The following is a 16641-nucleotide window of genomic DNA, read 5'->3' as shown; positions in this document are numbered from 1 at the left end:
TGGTGGTGCGCGAAGCCGACCGCAAGGTCACGGCCTACCACGAGGTCGGTCACGCCCTCGCCGCCCAGCTGCTCCCCCACGCCAACCGGGTAGCAAAGTTGACCGTCGTGCCGCGTGGCCGGGCCGCCGGCTTCATGATGCCCGACGCCGACGACCGCCTGCACGTCACCCGCCCCGCGCTGGAGGACATGATTGCCGTGGCCCTGGCCGGCCGCGCCGCCGAGGAAGTGGTCTACGGCGAGATCACCACCGGCGCGCAGAACGACTTTCAGCAGGCGACGAACATCGCCCGGCGCATGGTCACCGAGTGGGGCATGAGCGACCGCATCGGAAAGGTCGCGCTGGCCAGCGATCAGGGCAGTTATCTGGGCGGCGGACCGCAGATGCAGCCCATGAGCGAGGCGACGGCCCAGGAAGTGGACGAGGAGGTGCTCGCCCTGATCGACGCCGCCTACGGGCGGGTGTTGAGCCTGATCCGCGAGCATCTCAATGGGGTGCACGAGATTGTCCGGGTGCTGCTGCGCCGCGAGACGCTCTCAGGCGAGGAATTCTCCACCCTGCTCGCCGGCGGTCAGCTGGAGGAGGTTCCCGCGGTCAGTCTGGGCAAGGTGCCCCTGCCCGGTCTGACGTGAGGAGCGCTTACCCCCGGTCCTCATCGTCGGGATCGCGGGTCTCGCTGGGCCGGACGGGAGCACTGGTGCGGTCCTGATTCAGAGAGGCACGTTCCGAAGGCTCCCGGGTCAGACGGATCTCGATGGGTGAGCCGCCAAAATTCAGGCTGCGCTGAGGGAAGGGAATCTCGATGCCGGCCTGATCCATGGCGATCTTGATGCGGCGGTTGAATTCCCGGCCCACGGCGTACTGGCTCTTGGGCAACACCTTGAACAGCGCCCGCAGGGTCACGCCGTCCGGGGCGAGTTGCGTGACCCCCTGAATCTCGGGTTCCTCCAGAAAGTAGCGCCGCCACTCGCCGTCGGCGTACAGCTCCTCGCTGACCTCTTTAAGCACGCGCAGCGCGTCGTTGATGTTCGCGTTGTAGGTCACGTCCACGGTGGCGACCACCCGGCTCCAGTCCTTGCTGCTCACGCTGACGGTGTTGATCTGTCCGTTGGGAATGATGTGGACGGTGCCGTCTAGGGCGCGCAGGGCGGTCACGCGCAGGTTGACGCGCTCCACGCCGCCGCTGAGGGTGCCGCTGTTGACCGTGATCACGTCCCCCACCCCGTACTGGTCCTCCAGCAGGATGAAAAATCCGGTGAACACGTCCTTGATCAGGCTCTGGGCACCAAACCCCACCGCCAGACCCAGCACCGAGACCCCGGCGAGCAGGCTCGTAGCGTTCAACCCCAGCGCCTGCAGTCCTGCGATCAAGCTGATGATGATGATGATGACCTTGAGGGTGCTTTCCAGCACGCCCTTGAGGGTCTGTACCCGCACGCTGCGGCGGCTGAATTCCTCGCCGTTGGTCACGATGCGGTTGCTGAAGGTACCGACCAGATTCCACGCGATCAGCGCGAGCGCGATGATGACGACGGACTGTCCGGCGGTGTTCCGGAAGCCGGTCACGACATCCTGGCCCAGCGAAAACAGCACCGGTACGTCGGGCAGGTACACGACGCGCGTGGCGACCGCCAGCCACCCCACCACGATGACCAGCAGCCACACCACCTTCAGGGCCACGAAGAAGCGGTTGCCCAGTGTGCCGTGCAGCAAACGCAGCAGCGCTCCTCCGGCCCGGTACAGCGCGTAGGCGATCAGAAGGGACAGGGCCAGCCCCACCCACACCTCAGGTTTGATCAATTGAACTTGCAAAGCGTGCAACATGGCGCCCAATCTCTCATAAGCAGGTGAGCGCTGCAGGAAAAACGCCGGGGTGCGGAGTCGGGTAGGCCCGCTCAGTCGCCGAAGGCCGCCTCCAGCCGGGGCACCAGCCGGCCCTGGTAGGCCCGGTCGGCCCGCAGCAGGGCATTCTTGACCGCCTGGGCGTCGGCGCTGCCGTGGCCGATGAAGGCCAGACCGCGCACCCCGACCAGAATGCTCGCTCCGTAGGTGCTGGGGTCCATGCGCTCGGCCAGGCCGCGCAGCGCGCCGCGCACGAGCAGGCCGCCCATTTTGGACTTCAGGGAACTCTTCAGGGCGTCGCGCACCCACCCGAACAGCACCTTGGCCTCGCCCTCCGCCAGCTTCAGCACCACGTTGCCGGTAAATCCGTCGGTCACGACGATGTCGGTGGTGCCCAGAAAAATATCCCGGCCCTCCACGTTGCCATGAAAGTTGATGCCGTGTCCGTGCAGGCCACGCAACAGGGCGTGGGCCTCAAGCACCAGGGCGCTGCCCTTGTGGTCCTCTTCACCGATGGACAACAGGCCCACGGTGGGTTCCTCACGGCCCTCCAGCACCTTGAGGTACACCGTCGCCAGCCGCGCCCACTGCGCGAGGTAACTGGCCTTGACATCGGCATTGGCCCCCACGTCCAGCAGGGTGGTCATGCCGCCGCGGGCGGGCAGGTGGGTCAGGATGGCCGGACGTTCCACACCCTTGATGCGTCCCAGTGTGAGCAGCGCCGAGGCCATGGTCGCTCCGCTGTGGCCCATGCTGACGGCGGCGGCGGCGCGGCCCTCCTTGACCAGCCGGGTACATACGTTGATGCTCGCCTCGGTCCGGCCACGCACGTCGCTGGCATGTTCGTCCATGCCAATGACGTCCGGGGCGTCCACGACCTCCAGCGGCAACGCCGAGCTGCCCGGATACCTGCCCAGCTCGGCGTGCAGCGCCACCCGCTCGCCCACGAGCAGCACGCTCACCCCGGCCCGGGCCGCCAGCACCGCGCCCTCGACGTTCGGCGGTGCGCCGTGGTCCCCGCCCACCGCGTCCAGCGCGATCGGCAGCCCCGCCGGCGCTTCAGCGGTCATGGCCCTCGCCCAGCGCGGCCGTGACATAGAAAGGCCGCGTTTCTGCGCCGCGTCCCTCGGCGGTGCGCTGCTCGCTGGGCAGCCGGTAACCGGGGCGTTCCACGTGTTCGCGGATGTCCTTAAAGTCCACGTACGCGTCGGCGGCATTGCGCAGCTCATAGCTCGTCATCTCGGCGATGCTCGCGACCACCACCCGCTTGCCGCGTGCCCGCAGCACCTCCACCGGACGCTCGAAGTCACCGTCTCCGGTGAGCAGCACGGCCGTGTCGTAACGGTCGGCGGTGGTCAGCAGGTCGGTGACCAGCTCAATGTCCAGACTGGCACGCCGGGAAGCCTCCCCGTGTTCATCGGTGACTTCGCGCAGCGGGCGGGTGCGCACGGTGTAGCCCATGTAGGTCAGGGCGTCGGTAAAGCGGCGCTGCTTGTCGTCGGTCGGGGTGGGCACGGCGGTGTAATAAAAGGCGTTGTACAGCGTGCCGCCCGCAGCAAAGTGGTCCAGGATCTTGCGGTGGTCGAAGTTCCAGCCCAGCCGCTTGGCCGCCGCGTACACGTTGGCCCCGTCAATAAAAAGTGCAATGCGTTCCATCTGAAATCAGTCTCCCGTTCGGTGATTGTCTTCCGGGGCCGTGCGGCCGGCCAGAATGTCCCCGGCAGCATAGCGGACCGGTGGCCCGGCAGGGCAGCCCTACGCGGGGGGGGAGGCGGGCCGCACCTGGGGACGCTGCGCCGCATCGTGCAGCGCACTCCACACCTCGGCCCGCAGCCGGGCGAGGTCTACCCCCGCGTACTCGGCGGGCAGGCGGTCCAGATACACCTCGGCCTTGTAGAAGTTGCGGTGCGTCAGGCTGCCGTGGTGCCAGCGTTTGTGCAGCGCCGCCGCGAGCAGGATCAGGGCCTGAAGAAAGTCACGCTCCTGCCCGTGCGCCGTCCTCCACGGGTCCTCCCAGGCCTCGTGGGCTTCCCACCACTGTCCGGCGCCAAACCGGCGCACCCCCTCCTCAAATTCCTCTGAAAACCGCTGATCTGCGCCGCCTAGACCCATGCCCCCACCCTACTCCCACACTGCGGCCACACGATTGAAACGCAGGCCACCACGAATGAATGACGCGTTAGCCCCTGCCCATGCGCGGCATATCTACCCCCGGCGGGACGAGGCGTATAGTTCTGGACATGAAGCCTCTGGAACTGACCGACACCAACTTTAACGACGAGATCAGCACCGGCCTGACGCTGGTGGACTTCTGGGCTCCGTGGTGCGGACCCTGCCGCATCATTGCGCCCGTGATCGAGGAACTCGCCGGACAGTACGAGGGCCGCGTCAAGATCGGCAAGGTCAACGTAGACGAGAACCCCGTGACGCAGGGCCAGTACCGCGTGATGAGCATTCCCACGCTGATCCTGTTCAAGGACGGCCAGCCGGTAGAGGGCGTGGTGGGCGCACAGCCCAAGCGTGCCTTTGAAACCCTGCTCGACAAGTACGCCGGCGCGGCGTCCGCCGCCGATAACGGCAGCGCCGTCAGCGCCAACTAAAGCTCCCCTCTTCCCCATTCAGTTTGGGCCACCCGATTGGACGTGGGTGGCCCTTCCTGTAGGTCGTGCTAGAAGCGCACGATGTCCGGGGGGGTCCAGGCGTGCAGGGCCTCACCCAGCAGCACCTCACCGTCGGGCCAGTCGCCGTGTCCGCTGGCAATATTGATGTGCCCGACCTCGCCGGCCGAGACGAGTTCGGCTTCCCAGGCAGCGGCGAAAGTCTCGGCCCGTTCGTAGCGGGCGTAGGGATCATTCTCGCTGGCAACCACCAGCGCCGGAAAGGGCAGCGGGCGCAGGGGCACTGGAGCCAGCGCGCACACCGCCGGGGCCAGCTGAGGCATGTCGGGCTGCTCCGGGTCGGTCGGGGACACGAGCAGCGCTCCACGCACCCGTTCATGTCCGCCGGTCCGCGCCGCCCAGTGAACGATGTTCAGCACGCCGCAGGAATGCCCCACGAGCACCAGGTCGCCGGGAGTCGCCTCCACCACGGTTTGTAGGCGGTCGGACCACGCCGCGACCTCGGGCCGGTCCGGGTCATCCTGCCGCACACGCGCCGCGCCGAATTTGTGCTGCCACAGCGTCTGCCAGTGCTGCGGGCCGCTGTCGCCCAGGCCGGGCACGATGATCAGGGTGGGGGTCATGGGGGCAGGGTAGCAGGGACAGCAGAGCGACCGTGAGCTTAGACATCTCCTGGGTCTGCCCGACAGCGACCCCACCCGCTCCAAAAGCAAAACCCCCGCACAGGGCGGGGGGTTTTCACAACAGGTCTGAGATCAGACCAGTTCGATCAGGGCCATCGTCACACCGTCGCCGCGGCGGGTGCCGATGCGCAGGATGCGGGTGTAGCCGCCGGGACGCTCGGCGTACTTGGGGGCCACTTCATCCATCATCTTGCGGACAACGTCGTTGTCGTGGATGTCGCGGGCCACCAGACGGCGGGCGTGCAGGTCGCCGCCCTTGGCGGTGGTGATCAGTTTCTCGACGTAAGGACGCAGCTCTTTGGCCTTCGTGAGGGTCGTCTGGATGCGGCCCTCGCGCAGCAGCGCCGTCGCCTGGGCACGGGCCAGGGCGGTGCGGGCGCTGCTGTTGCGGTTGAGCTTGCGACCGGCTTTACCGTGACGCATGAGGATTCTCCTTGAAAACGCGGCCCCTTTGAAAAACGGGGGCCGGAAAGTGGCTTAGTCGCGCAGCGCCAGCCCAAACTGGGCCAGTTGCTGCTTGATCTCATCCAGGCTGCGCTCGCCGATGCCGGGCACCTTTTTCAGGTCGCGGTCGGACAGGGCGCACAGGGCGTCCACACTGTCGATGCCTTCTTCCTTGAGGGAATGCAGCACGCGGGTGGTCAGACCCAGGCCTTCCAGGGTCACGCGCGGCGAATCCATCTCGGCGGGGTAATCGCCGGGATTCAGGTTCAGCGCAGCGGGAGTGGGGGGCAGGTCATACGCGCCGGGTTGCGGCGTGCTGGGCGCGGGCGTGAACACCGGGGCCTGATACTCAGGCGCCGCGGCGGGCAGGCTCTCGACGTTGCCAAACACGTTCAGCTCGTCACGCAGAATTTCCACGGCCTTGTCCAGCGTGTCCTGAGGACCGGTGGAGCCGTCGGTCCAGACGCGCAGGATCAGACGGTCCAGGTCGGTCTGCTGACCCACGCGGGTGTTTTCCACGTGGTAGGCCACGCGGCGCACCGGCGAGAACACCGCGTCCACCGGAATGGAGTTGATGCGGTCCTTGGTGGCGTGCTTGTCGGCGGGCACGTAGCCTTCGCCTTCTTCCACGCGCACTTCCATGACCAGCTTGCCGTCCTCGGCCAGGGTGGCAATCACCAGGTCGGGGTTGACAATTTCGGCGTCCGAGGGCACCTCGAAGGCGCTGGCCTTGACCACCCCTTCGCCCTGCGCACGCAGGGTCAGGGTCTTGGGGCCGGAAGCATGGAACTTCACAACCATTTCCTTGAGGTTCAGGATCAGTTGGATAACGTCTTCCTTGACTCCAGGAATGGTCGAGAACTCGTGCAGCACGTCTTCGATGTACACGCTGGTAACGGCAGTACCGGGGATCGAGGACATCAGGATGCGCCGGATGGGGTTCCCGATGGTGACGCCGTAACCGCGCGTGAGCGGTTCCAGGACGAACTCGCCGTAATCGCCGTCCACGCGGGCTTTAAGTTGAGGGCGCTTTTGATCCACTGGGGCCTCCGTTAGCGCGAGTAATACTCGATGATGAAGTTCTCGTTGATCGGCAGCGCCAGATCTTCGCGCGCGGGCAGGCGGGCGAAGGTGCCGGTGAAGGTTTCGGGGTTCAGCTCGACCCAGGGGCTGACGCGGCGGCGCTTTTGCGCTTCCATGTTTTCCTGGATAAAGCCCATCGAGCGGCTGCCCTCGGCGACGGTAATTTCATCGCCGACCTTGACGCGGTAGCTGGGCACGTCCACTTTCTGGCCGTTCACGAGAATGTGCCCGTGGCCCACGAACTGGCGGGCCTGACGGCGGGTGCTGGCGAAGCCCATGCGGAACACGACGTTGTCCAGGCGGCGCTCGAGGAGCTGCAGGAACACCGTGCCGGTCACGCCGGGAACGTTGGAGGCTTCCGTAAACAGGTTGCGGAACTGCTTCTCGCCCATGCCGTACAGGCGGGCCAGTTTCTGCTTTTCACGCAACCGGACGCTGTAGTCGCTGGGACGGCCGCGACCACGGCGCTGGCCGTGCTGGCCGGGCGCATAGGGGCGCTTGTCCAGGTACTTCTGGACTTTCTCGGTTTCCGCGAGGTTGATGCCCTCACGGCGACTTTGTTTGGTAATCGATCCACGGAAACGACCCATTTCTTGATCTCCTCGGTACGGCGCTCCCCCTTCATGGGGTCAGCCGGGTCTGCGGCCCTCTGGCAGCCCGCCGCCATTGCTGGTGGTTGCAGCTTCAGCCTCCAGACAGGAGGCAGCGGCGGCGGGACAGGTGGGCGCGCGCGAAGTGGCGCTAAAGCCCGCGCTTAAGCGCGGAACTTCTTCTTGGGGCGGCAGCCGTTGTGAGGCACGGGGGTGTCGTCCATGATGGACTTCACTTCAATGCCGCTGGCCTGAATGGCGCGGATGGCCTGTTCACGGCCCGAGCCGCTGCCACGCACGATCACGTCAACGATGTTCATGCCGAAGGTCTGTTGGGCCTTCTTCACGGCGTCGGCGGCGGCCAGCTGGGCCGCGTAGGGCGTGCCCTTCTTGCTGCCTTTGTAGCCGATGGTGCCGCCACTCGACCACGCGACGGAGTTGCCGTCGAGGTCGGTGATGGTGACAATCGTGTTGTTGTAGCTGGCGTGCACGTAAGCACGGCCTGCACTGATGTTGCGCCGGGCGCGGCGCGGGGTCTTGCCCTTGGTGCTTTTCGCCATGGCTTACTTCCTCGCGGCCTTTTTCTTGCCGGCGACGGTCTTGCGCGGTCCCTTGCGGGTCCGGGCGTTGGTCTTGGTGCGCTGGCCGCGCACGGGCAGGCCGCGGCGGTGACGCAGGCCACGGTAAGCGCCGATGTCCATCAGACGCTTGATGTTCTGGCCCACTTCACTGCGCAGGTCGCCCTCGACCTTGTAGGTCTTCTCGACGGCTTCACGCAGGGTGGACTGGTCGGCCTCGCTCAGGCTCTTGACGCGCGTGTCGGGGTTGATGCCGGTGCGCTCCAGGATTTCCTTGCTGCGGGTCAGGCCAATGCCGTAGATGTAGGTCAGCGCAATCTCGATGCGCTTTTCGCGGGGCAGGTCAACGCCGGCAATACGCGCCATATTAACCCTGCCTCTGCTTGTGCTTGACGTTGGTGCAGATGACCAGTACGCGCCCGTGGCGGCGGATCACCTTGCAGTTGTCGCACATTCTCTTGACACTGCTGCGAACTTTCATGCTTCCTCCTCGCGCCGCCTCTTGCCGTGGCCGTCTCACGGCCCGCCCTCAGCAGCGCTCGACCCCCTGCCCGCTGTATGCAGTGCGGGGAATCTGTGGTGTTGCTCAGACGCCTTTCAGCGGCGGTAGACGATGCGCCCGCGCGACGTGTCGTACGGGCTGATTTCCAGAACCACGCGGTCACCTGGCAGGATACGGATGTAGTGAATCCGCATCTTCCCGCTGATGTAAGCCAGAATATCGTGCCCCGTATCGAGTTTGACCCGGAAGGTCGTGTTGGGCAACGCCTCTTCCACGACGCCTTCGGCCCGTACGGTATCCGACTCTTCCTTCTTCTTCTTTTCCCGCTGTTCCGGCATTCTTCGTCTCGCCACGCAACCTCCAGGCCTGATACAAGCCAAACGTAAAGCTATCATGACGTGTTCCCGGCTGGCAAGCACCCGCCCCCCCGAAATCTGACAGTTCGCCGCTGCGTCCTGATTTACTGGACATTAGCCTTGCGAACGCCAGGTTCTTTGGTGATGGAGCTCCCTTTCACAGCAGGAGCGCTTGTGGCCCGAGGCTGATGACAAGCGCCCCGAACCTCCAGACCACGCCGGACGTCTGGAACCGCTGCCTGGCCTGAAGTTCCAGCGAGGGCTCTTCTCTTCCGTTCAGCCTTTTCATGGTTTTCGCGCCGGCCGGACTCTACACTTCCGGCCATGAGCCAGACCTTTACTCCCGAACGTCCGCTGCGCGTCGCCGTGATCGGCAGCGGCCCCAGCGGCGTGTACTCCGCCGAAGCTCTGATCAAGCAGGGTGCATTGCCCGTCGAGGTCGACGTGTTTGACCGCCTGCCGACCCCCTACGGACTGGTCCGTTACGGCGTTGCGCCCGACCATCTGACCATTAAGAGCGTGACGCGCGGCTTCGAGAAGACCTTCAGCGATCCGCGCGTGCGCTTTCTGGGCAACGTGGAGTTCGGGCGCGACCTGACCCACGGGGACGTCCGCGCCCACTACGACGCCGTGATCTACACCGTGGGGGCAAGCAGCGACCGCCGCCTGGGCATTCCCGGCGAGGACCTGCAGGGCAGCATGAGCGCCACCGAATTCGTCGCGTGGTACAACGGCCACCCCGACGCCGCCGCCCGCGAACTGGTTCTCAGCGCCCACGGAGTGGCTGTGATCGGTGTGGGCAACGTGGCGCTGGACGTGAGCCGCATCCTGCTGAAAACGGTGGAGGAACTGCGGGCATCCGACATCGCTCCGCACGCGCTGGACGCCCTGGAACACAGCCCGGTGCGCGACGTGTGGATTCTGGGTCGGCGCGGCGCGGCGCAGGCCAAATTCACGACCAAGGAACTTCGCGAGTTCGGCGAACTGGCCGATGCCGACCCCGTCGTGAAACCGCAGGAAGTCGCCGTGGACGAGACGGCCGAGGCCAGTATCAGCGACAATGTGGTGAAGAAGAACCTGGAAGTCCTGCGCGATTTCGCGGGCCGTGCACCCGAGGCACAGGGCAAGTCCAGGCATGTTCATCTGCGGTTCCTGGTTTCGCCGGTGGAGATTCTGGACGACGGAAACGGCCACGTCGCGGGGCTGCGGGTCGAGCGCAATACGCTGGACGCCTCGGGCAATGCCGTGGGCACCGGCGAATATGAAACCCTGCCGGTACAGATGGTGCTGCGTTCGGTGGGCTACCGGGGAGTGGCGCTGCCCGACGTGCCCTTCAACGAGCGCGGTGGGGTGATTCCCAACGTTGAGGGCCGGGTAGAGGGCCGATCCGGCGAGTACACCTCCGGCTGGATCAAGCGCGGTCCCACCGGCGTGATCGGCACCAACCGCAAGGACGCCACCGACACCGTGGCCCATCTGCTCGCCGACGCCGGGGCCGGGCAGTTGACTCCCGCAAGCGGAGCGGGACGCACCGCCGTGGACGCCCTGCTGCGTGAACGCGGCGTGGATGTGTACACCTTCGAGGACTGGCAGGCCCTGGACGCCCACGAGGTGGCGCAGGGACAGGCCCAGGGCCGTCCGCGCGCCAAGGTGGTCCATAAACACGAGATGCTGGGCCACCGCAAGGGCTAGGCTGGGAATTCAATCAGAAATCGCTCCGGTAGGACGGCCTGCCCGTGACCTTGCCATACTTCAGGTCATGCAGGCCCCACATACAGACATTCTGGTGATCGGCGGTGGCCCGGCGGGGTTGCACGCCGCCTTCTATGCGGGCTGGCGCGGACTGTCGGTCCGGGTGCTGGAGGCGCGCGGGGAGATCGGCGGGCAACTGGCCGCGCTGTATCCCGACAAGCGGGTCTACGACGTGCCCGGCCTGCCCGCCACGCGGGCGGCGGAAGTGGTCACGCACCTGCAGCGGCAACTGGACGGGCTGGATGTCGACCTGCGTGTCCATACCCTGGCCCGGACGCTGGAGCGTGTGGGCGACGGCTGGCAGGTGGGCACGACCTCGGGGGTGTTCACGGCGGGCGCGGTGATTCTGGCGGCGGGCCTGGGAGCGCTGCGGCCCCGTGAGGCGCGGGTTCCAGGCGCTGACCTTCACCCGGACGTACGCACCGACCTGCCCGACCCCGACACGCTGCACGGGCGACGGGTTCTGGTCGTGGGAGGCGTGCCGCAGGCCACGCGGGCCGCGCTGGAACTCACGGCGGCGGGAGCGCGGGTCACCCTGACGCACCGCCGCGCCGGGTTCCGGGGTGACCCGGACGCGCTGGCCCGGCTGGAAGGTATGCAGACACAGGGACAGCTGACGGTGTGGGCCCCCGCCACCCTGCGGCGACTTACCGAATGGGGCGCGGAGTTGGAGGTCGACGGACACGAACAGAACGTCGAGGCCGACACCATTCTCGTGCTCAACGGTTACCTGCCCGACCTCTCCCCCGTTCAGAGCTGGCCCCTGAACTGGCAGGGGGACTACGTACCGGACGGCCCCGGTGGGCGCACGGCGCTGGAGGGGGTGTATGCGGTGGGGGACATGGCTCAGTCGAGCACCGACTTCAAGCTGATCTCGCTGGCCTTTGCCCAGGCGGCAGTGGCTGCCAACCACGCCGCACACCATGTCCGGCCGGAGCTGAGGATCAGGCCGGGCCACAGCAGCGAAAAACGGGCCTGAACCCGGCCTGCCAGGTCCGTTCCTCTTGCCCCCGACCTCGGTGCAATGTCAGGCGGGGCCTCAGCCCTGAGCGCTCACAGCTCACAGGAGGCCAGTGTGGGTCCGGGGCCGCAGCCCGTCGCGCCGGACGATCTGGCGCACCTCCTGACAGCGGCAGCCCCGGAACTGACACAGCAATGCCTCGGGGTTGCGGCGCAGCAGGTCTACGGTGCGGTCCACCAGATCCCGGACGCGGTACAGCCGCAGGGTGGAGCCCCCCACCCGCACCGAGCGCCCCAGAAACTCCAGCTCGGGCAGCAGGCGGTCAAAATCGGCCGAGCAGTTGGGAAAGGCCGTGGGCAACACCTGACCGTCCAGCGGGACATAACGTGTCAGCAGCGGCATGCCCGCCAGATGCTCACCGTAGTGGACGCTGGTGTTGCTGCCGAAGTCCACACCCATGAGCAGGGCATAGCCGTCCAGGTCATACAGAGCCCCAATGGGCTGGTACGGGCTGGACAGCGACTGCGCGGCGGTGATGCGCGCGGCTTCCTCCCCCAGCGCAATGAAGCTCAGGGTCGGATGAAAGGAGCGCAGGGCGTCGGCGCGGTCCACGAGTTCCTGCGAGACCCGCCCGATGTCGCGGCTGACCCGCGAGTCACGGTGAAAGCGCGAGTGGACCACGCTGCCGGGCCGGCCCAGCAGGGTGTTGTAGGTAAAGGCCGGCGCAACCAGCGTGGCCGCGCGGCGCTGCATGGTGTCCACCAGGGCCCTGGCTCCACCGTCCAGCGTGCCAAAGGACTTGAGGCTGGCGTGGACGATCATGTGCTGCGTGCCGTCCAGACCCAGTTGCGCCAGCCCGCCTTCGAGTTCGGCGGACGTTACAGCAGGCTTTCGCAGCAGGTTCAGCACAGCCCCCAGTGTATCCGCACGGCGCGGCCCAGGAATAGAGACCATGGCCCGAAATGCCCCCCCGGTTCCAGAAGCGCGAGGCAACGCAAGACAGTAAGGAGTCAGAGAGGTTCATCCGCAACGGACGGCTCTCTGACTCCCTGGCAGCACACGGTCCTGGCCCCTCCGGGCAACCGGGCCGGCGCTAGACCTTACTTCACGAACAGCATCTGGCGGTAGGTCGGCAACGGCCACAGCCGGCTGTCGATCAGGTTTTCCAGCTTGTCGGCGGCGCTGCGAACTTCACTCATGGCCGGCAGCACATGGTCGCGCATGTGGTGGGCCTTTTCATGCACCTCATCTCCGCCCAGCGCGGCATTCTGCTCACGCAACGCCTGCAGCGCGTCATACAGCTGATCAGCCACCGCACTGACTTCCTGGCTCACGCCGGCGGCGGCGCGGCTGCCCTCCGGCACCGCCTTGAGGGCCGCCAGATAGTTCAGCGCAGCGGGCAGGATCTGGCGCTGCGCCATGTACTCGGTGGTCTCCCCCTCGATGTTGACGGTCTTGAAGTAGATGTCGTACATGATTTCCTGACGGGCGGCCAGCTCACGTTCGTTCAGGATTTCCAGCTGGCCGAACAGGGCAATGTTCTTGGCGCTGCCCAGGTGCTCCACGGCGTCCAGGGTGGTCCGCAGATTCAGCAGGCCGCGCTGTTTCTCGGCCTCCTCGTGCCATTCGCTGCTGTAGCCGTCTCCATCGAAGACGATCCGCTGGTGCGCCGTGTAGGTTTCCCGAACCATCTCGGCCACCGCGGTATCCAGCGGCGTGCCGCCGTCGAGCTTGGCCTGCAACCTGGCCGTCAGCTGGCCCACCGAGTCGGCCACGATGGCGTTGAGAACCGTGATGGGAAAGGAGATGCTCTGCGAGCTGCCCACCGCACGGAACTCGAACTTGTTGCCGGTAAAGGCGAACGGACTGGTGCGGTTGCGGTCTCCGGCGTGTACCGGGATTTCCGGCAGCACCCGGCTGCCCAGACCCATCAGTCCGGCGGCCTTGCCCCGACCGCCCTGACCGCTGGCCAGACGCTCGAAGATGTCGCTGAGTTCGCTGCCCAGGAAGATGCTGATGATCGCGGGCGGGGCCTCGTTGGCTCCGAGGCGGTGGTCGTTGCTCGCACTTGCCACGCAGGCGCGCAGCAGGTCCTGATGCTCGTCAACGGCCTTGAGGACCGCCGAGGTGAAGAACAGGAACTGCATGTTCTCGTGGGGGGTGTCGCCGGGATCAAGCAGGTTCTCGCCCGCGTCGGTCGCCATGCTCCAGTTGCAGTGCTTGCCCGAGCCGTTGATGCCGGCAAAGGGTTTTTCGTGCATCAGGCAGACCAGGCCGTATTTGCGGGCGGTGCTCCGCAGCACCTGCATGATCAGCTGCTGGTGGTCGGCGGCAATGTTGCTGTTCTCAAAAATCGGGGCGATCTCGAACTGGCCGGGGGCGACCTCGTTGTGGCGGGTCTTGACCGGAATGCCCAGAGCGTACAGCTGCATCTCGGCGTCGGTCATGAAGCTCAGCACGCGGTCAGGAATCGCGCCGAAGTAGTGGTCCTCCAGCTCCTGTCCGCGCGGAGGCTTGGCCCCGAACAGGGTGCGCCCACTCATCACCAGATCCGGGCGGCGGTAGTAGTACTCCTCGGCCACCAGGAAATATTCCTGCTCGGCCCCCAGGCTGCTCGTCACCCGGGTGCCCTCGGACGCGCCGAACAGCTTGAGCGCCGGGGACACGGCCTTGTTCAGCGCCTCGATGGAGCGCAGCAGCGGGGTCTTGAGGTCCAGCGCCTCGCCCTTCCACGACGCGAACACGCTGGGAATGCACAGCGTCGCGCCGTTGGCGTGGCGGACGATGAAGGCCGGGCTGCTGGGGTCCCAGGCGGTGTAGCCGCGTGCCTCGAAGGTGGCACGCAGGCCGCCCGAGGGAAAGCTGGAAGCGTCCGGCTCGGCCTGGATCAGTTCCTTGCCGGAAAACGACATGATTGCCACGCCGTCGCCGGAAGGGTTCAGGAAGGAATCGTGCTTCTCGGCGGTGCTGCCGGTCAGCGGCTGGAACCAGTGGGTGTAGTGGGTCGCGCCCTTTTCCATGGCCCAGGTCTTCATCGCCAGCGCCACGGTATCGGCGATGCTGGGATCCAGCGTCTCGCCGCGCTCGGCGGTGGCCTGCAGGCTCTTGTAGGCGCTCTTGCTCAGGCGGGTCTTGAGCTGATCGAGCGTGAGCACATCGCGGGCAAACTGCTCGTTCACCAGCTGGCTGGGGGTGGGCTGCGGCGTGGCTTCCACACGCCAGTTGCGGGCCGCCGAGTTCACATCGAAGTCCTGGTTCATGTCGCTCCCCTTGGTGCAGGCTGCCGCGCGGCGGACAGGAGGCCTGGTCGCATCCCGGCCTTTCCTGTTCCACCGCGCGCCTGTCATCACGGGCGAGTATAGGGGGGGTGCCGGCACGGGTCAACGCACTTCTCTGAACAAGTCGCTTATGGAAAGGCCAGATTGCCCGAGATATTTGCTTAATTCTGCAATCTGTCAGTGCTATGGGCTGCGGTGGCTCAGAATCTGATAAACAAATTGCACAGCCGCGGAGTCCCTGATCACCGGCAACCCCAGGCGGTCTGGGGCGTTTCCATCTCCGCCCCTGTATCCGTCGGGACGGCCCGGGTCCATCAGGTCCCCGTCGGTATTCTGTGAACCAGCCATCTGTGCCGGAGGTACCCCCCTATGACGCCTGCCCCACCCATCCCTGATTCCACCGAGATTCTCGCGCGTCTGCACGCGGCGGAAGTTAAATTCCTGCGCCTTCAGTTCACCGATATCCTGGGCACCACCAAGAATGTGGAAGTGCCCCGGTCGCAGTTCGAGAAGGCCCTGAACGGCGACGTGACCTTTGACGGCAGCGCCGTGGAGGGCTTCACGCGGGTGGAGGAATCCGACATGCTGCTGCGCCCGGATCTGGGCACCTTCCTGATCTACCCGCCGTTTTCCCGTGAGGAGGGCGAGCGCGGCGCGGTGGCGCGGCTGATCTGTGACGTGACGCTGCCCGACGGCACACCGTTCGAGGGTGATCCTCGTCTGGTGTTGCAGCGCCAGGTGGACCGCGCACGCGCGCTCGGCTTTGAAATGTTCGTGGGCACCGAACCGGAATTCTTCCTGTTCGAGCGCACCCCCGCCGGCCTGGGCAGCACCGTTACCCACGACAAGGCCGGCTATTTCGATCTTGCTCCCATCGACAAGGGCGAACGCATCCGGCGCGAGATTGCCAACAAGCTCGTCGAGATGGGCTTCGAGATCGAGGCCGCCCACCACGAGGTGGCTCCCGGCCAGCACGAGATTGACTTCCGCTACGCCCCGGCCCTGGAAACGGCAGACCGCATTGCCACCTTCAAGTTCGTGGTCAAGCGGGTGGCGCTGGAATACGGGCTGCTCGCCAGCTTTCTTCCCAAGCCCATTCCGGGCGTCAACGGCAGCGGAATGCACTGTCACCTCAGCCTGTTCAAGGGTGGTCAGAACGCCTTTGCCGACCCGGACGGCGAATACGGCCTCTCGAAAACCGCCGAGGGCTTCATCGCCGGTCTGCTGGACCACGCCGAGGGCATGGCCGCCATCACCAATCCGCTGGTGAACAGCTACAAGCGCCTGGTGCCCGGCTTTGAAGCCCCGGTGAACATCGCCTGGAGCACCAGCAACCGCAGCGCCCTGATCCGCATTCCGGCCAAACGCGGCAATTCCACGCGCGCCGAGTTGCGCATGCCCGATCCGAGCTGCAACCCCTACCTGGCCCTGGCCACCATGCTCGCTGCCGGGCTGGACGGTATCGAGCGTGGACTGGAACCCCCGCCCGCCATCGCCCGCAACATCTTCAAGATGACCGTGCGCGAAAAACGCCACCACCGCGTCAAGGAACTGCCCACCGACCTGCGCGAGGCCATTGACGAGCTGGGCAAGGACGATGTGCTCCGGCAGGCGCTGGGCGAACACGTCATGGATCATTTCATGGCCGCCAAACGCGCCGAGTGGCGTGAGTACAGCGCCGCCGTCCATGCCTGGGAACTCGAGCGCTATCTGGACCTGATCTGAGACGGGGGCAACGCGGGCGCCCGCCACACCGGCAACCTGCCCCACCCACTCCCCTCCGACATTAAGACAGGAGGCGCAGAAAGGTCTTGGGCGACTCCACCGAACAATTGTTGCCCAAATAAACCTGTTCGGCGCAATTATTTTTGTTGAAAGCCCCTCTCCGAGGGAATCTATTCCAAATCACAGATGAGTGACGCATTGACTTCACATAAACTCATCTCTAGAATCT

The 16641-nt window shown here is 65.9% G+C and carries 18 protein-coding genes and 1 pseudogene; 5 read left to right on the top strand and 14 right to left on the bottom strand.

Annotated elements, in window-relative coordinates:
• Window positions 1-632 (top strand): annotated as a pseudogene (locus tag IEY21_RS06125) (ATP-dependent zinc metalloprotease FtsH); the annotation flags it as partial.
• A gap of 7 nt (window positions 633-639) precedes the next feature.
• Here IEY21_RS06125 and IEY21_RS06120 read toward each other — a convergent pair.
• The 4 genes from IEY21_RS06120 to IEY21_RS06105 form a co-directional block, all read right to left on the bottom strand.
• Window positions 640-1824 (bottom strand): mechanosensitive ion channel family protein, encoded by a 1185-nt coding sequence (locus IEY21_RS06120; protein WP_188902396.1) that lies wholly within the window; start codon window positions 1822-1824, stop codon window positions 640-642.
• A 71-nt stretch (window positions 1825-1895) separates the two neighbouring features.
• On the bottom strand, window positions 1896-2912 hold the full coding sequence (plsX, locus tag IEY21_RS06115; RefSeq protein ID WP_188902394.1) for a phosphate acyltransferase PlsX: 1017 nt from the start codon (window positions 2910-2912) through the stop codon (window positions 1896-1898).
• Window positions 2902-3498, bottom strand: coding sequence for a LabA-like NYN domain-containing protein (locus IEY21_RS06110; RefSeq protein ID WP_188902392.1), 597 nt, complete (start codon window positions 3496-3498; stop codon window positions 2902-2904). The genes plsX and IEY21_RS06110 overlap by 11 nt, the downstream gene beginning before the upstream one ends.
• Before the next feature lie 99 nt (window positions 3499-3597).
• A complete protein-coding gene (locus tag IEY21_RS06105) occupies window positions 3598-3954 on the bottom strand; it encodes a DUF309 domain-containing protein (protein ID WP_188902390.1) in 357 nt (118 codons plus the stop codon).
• A gap of 128 nt (window positions 3955-4082) precedes the next feature.
• Here IEY21_RS06105 and trxA point away from each other — a divergent pair, with 128 nt between their 5' ends.
• On the top strand, window positions 4083-4442 hold the full coding sequence (gene trxA / locus IEY21_RS06100; protein ID WP_188902387.1) for a thioredoxin: 360 nt from the start codon (window positions 4083-4085) through the stop codon (window positions 4440-4442).
• 68 nt (window positions 4443-4510) lie between these two features.
• On the opposite strand, the gene IEY21_RS06095 is transcribed toward trxA, so the two are convergent.
• The 8 genes from IEY21_RS06095 to infA all read right to left on the bottom strand — a co-directional run bounded on the left by IEY21_RS06095 (window position 4511) and on the right by infA (window position 8678).
• A complete protein-coding gene (locus IEY21_RS06095) occupies window positions 4511-5083 on the bottom strand; it encodes an RBBP9/YdeN family alpha/beta hydrolase (RefSeq protein WP_188902385.1) in 573 nt (190 codons plus the stop codon).
• A 132-nt stretch (window positions 5084-5215) separates the two neighbouring features.
• Window positions 5216-5566 carry a 50S ribosomal protein L17 gene (gene rplQ, locus IEY21_RS06090; protein ID WP_029476425.1) on the bottom strand — a complete coding sequence of 117 codons (351 nt, stop codon included), beginning with the start codon at window positions 5564-5566 and terminating at the stop codon, window positions 5216-5218.
• A 54-nt stretch (window positions 5567-5620) separates the two neighbouring features.
• A complete protein-coding gene (locus IEY21_RS06085) occupies window positions 5621-6628 on the bottom strand; it encodes a DNA-directed RNA polymerase subunit alpha (protein ID WP_188902383.1) in 1008 nt (335 codons plus the stop codon).
• A gap of 11 nt (window positions 6629-6639) precedes the next feature.
• Window positions 6640-7260 (bottom strand): 30S ribosomal protein S4, encoded by a 621-nt coding sequence (gene rpsD / locus IEY21_RS06080; RefSeq protein WP_188902381.1) that lies wholly within the window; start codon window positions 7258-7260, stop codon window positions 6640-6642.
• Between the two features lie 164 nt (window positions 7261-7424).
• Window positions 7425-7820 (bottom strand): 30S ribosomal protein S11, encoded by a 396-nt coding sequence (gene rpsK, locus IEY21_RS06075; RefSeq protein ID WP_046843186.1) that lies wholly within the window; start codon window positions 7818-7820, stop codon window positions 7425-7427.
• A 3-nt stretch (window positions 7821-7823) separates the two neighbouring features.
• Complete coding sequence (gene rpsM / locus IEY21_RS06070) at window positions 7824-8204, bottom strand: 30S ribosomal protein S13 (RefSeq protein ID WP_188902379.1); 381 nt, start codon at window positions 8202-8204, stop codon at window positions 7824-7826.
• A 1-nt stretch (window position 8205) separates the two neighbouring features.
• The gene (rpmJ, locus tag IEY21_RS06065; RefSeq protein ID WP_011530969.1) at window positions 8206-8319 is read right to left on the bottom strand and encodes a 50S ribosomal protein L36; all 114 of its coding nucleotides are present in this window, start codon (window positions 8317-8319) and stop codon (window positions 8206-8208) included.
• Window positions 8320-8435: 116 nt separating this feature from the next.
• Window positions 8436-8678 (bottom strand): translation initiation factor IF-1, encoded by a 243-nt coding sequence (infA, locus tag IEY21_RS06060; protein WP_029476435.1) that lies wholly within the window; start codon window positions 8676-8678, stop codon window positions 8436-8438.
• A 342-nt stretch (window positions 8679-9020) separates the two neighbouring features.
• On the opposite strand from infA, the gene IEY21_RS06055 reads away from it, so the two are divergent.
• The gene (locus IEY21_RS06055; protein WP_188902377.1) at window positions 9021-10388 is read left to right on the top strand and encodes an FAD-dependent oxidoreductase; all 1368 of its coding nucleotides are present in this window, start codon (window positions 9021-9023) and stop codon (window positions 10386-10388) included.
• 67 nt (window positions 10389-10455) lie between these two features.
• Window positions 10456-11427 carry an NAD(P)/FAD-dependent oxidoreductase gene (locus tag IEY21_RS06050; RefSeq protein WP_188902375.1) on the top strand — a complete coding sequence of 324 codons (972 nt, stop codon included), beginning with the start codon at window positions 10456-10458 and terminating at the stop codon, window positions 11425-11427.
• Between the two features lie 81 nt (window positions 11428-11508).
• On the opposite strand, the gene IEY21_RS06045 is transcribed toward IEY21_RS06050, so the two are convergent.
• The gene (locus tag IEY21_RS06045; RefSeq protein WP_188902373.1) at window positions 11509-12318 is read right to left on the bottom strand and encodes an AAC(3) family N-acetyltransferase; all 810 of its coding nucleotides are present in this window, start codon (window positions 12316-12318) and stop codon (window positions 11509-11511) included.
• A 191-nt stretch (window positions 12319-12509) separates the two neighbouring features.
• Window positions 12510-14669: a glutamine synthetase III family protein gene (locus tag IEY21_RS06040; protein WP_188902371.1), complete on the bottom strand. Its 2160-nt coding sequence runs from the start codon at window positions 14667-14669 to the stop codon at window positions 12510-12512.
• Window positions 14670-15056: 387 nt separating this feature from the next.
• Between IEY21_RS06040 and glnA the strand changes: the two genes are divergently transcribed.
• Window positions 15057-16412 (top strand): type I glutamate--ammonia ligase, encoded by a 1356-nt coding sequence (glnA, locus tag IEY21_RS06035; protein WP_188902369.1) that lies wholly within the window; start codon window positions 15057-15059, stop codon window positions 16410-16412.
• The last annotated feature ends 229 nt before the right edge of the window (window positions 16413-16641 follow it).

Source organism: Deinococcus aerophilus (assembly GCF_014647075.1).
In the GTDB taxonomy this organism is placed as follows: Bacteria; Deinococcota; Deinococci; order Deinococcales; family Deinococcaceae; genus Deinococcus; species Deinococcus aerophilus.
The sequence above is the reverse complement of the archived record's forward strand: the minus strand, read 5'-3'. Positions and strand labels throughout refer to the sequence as shown.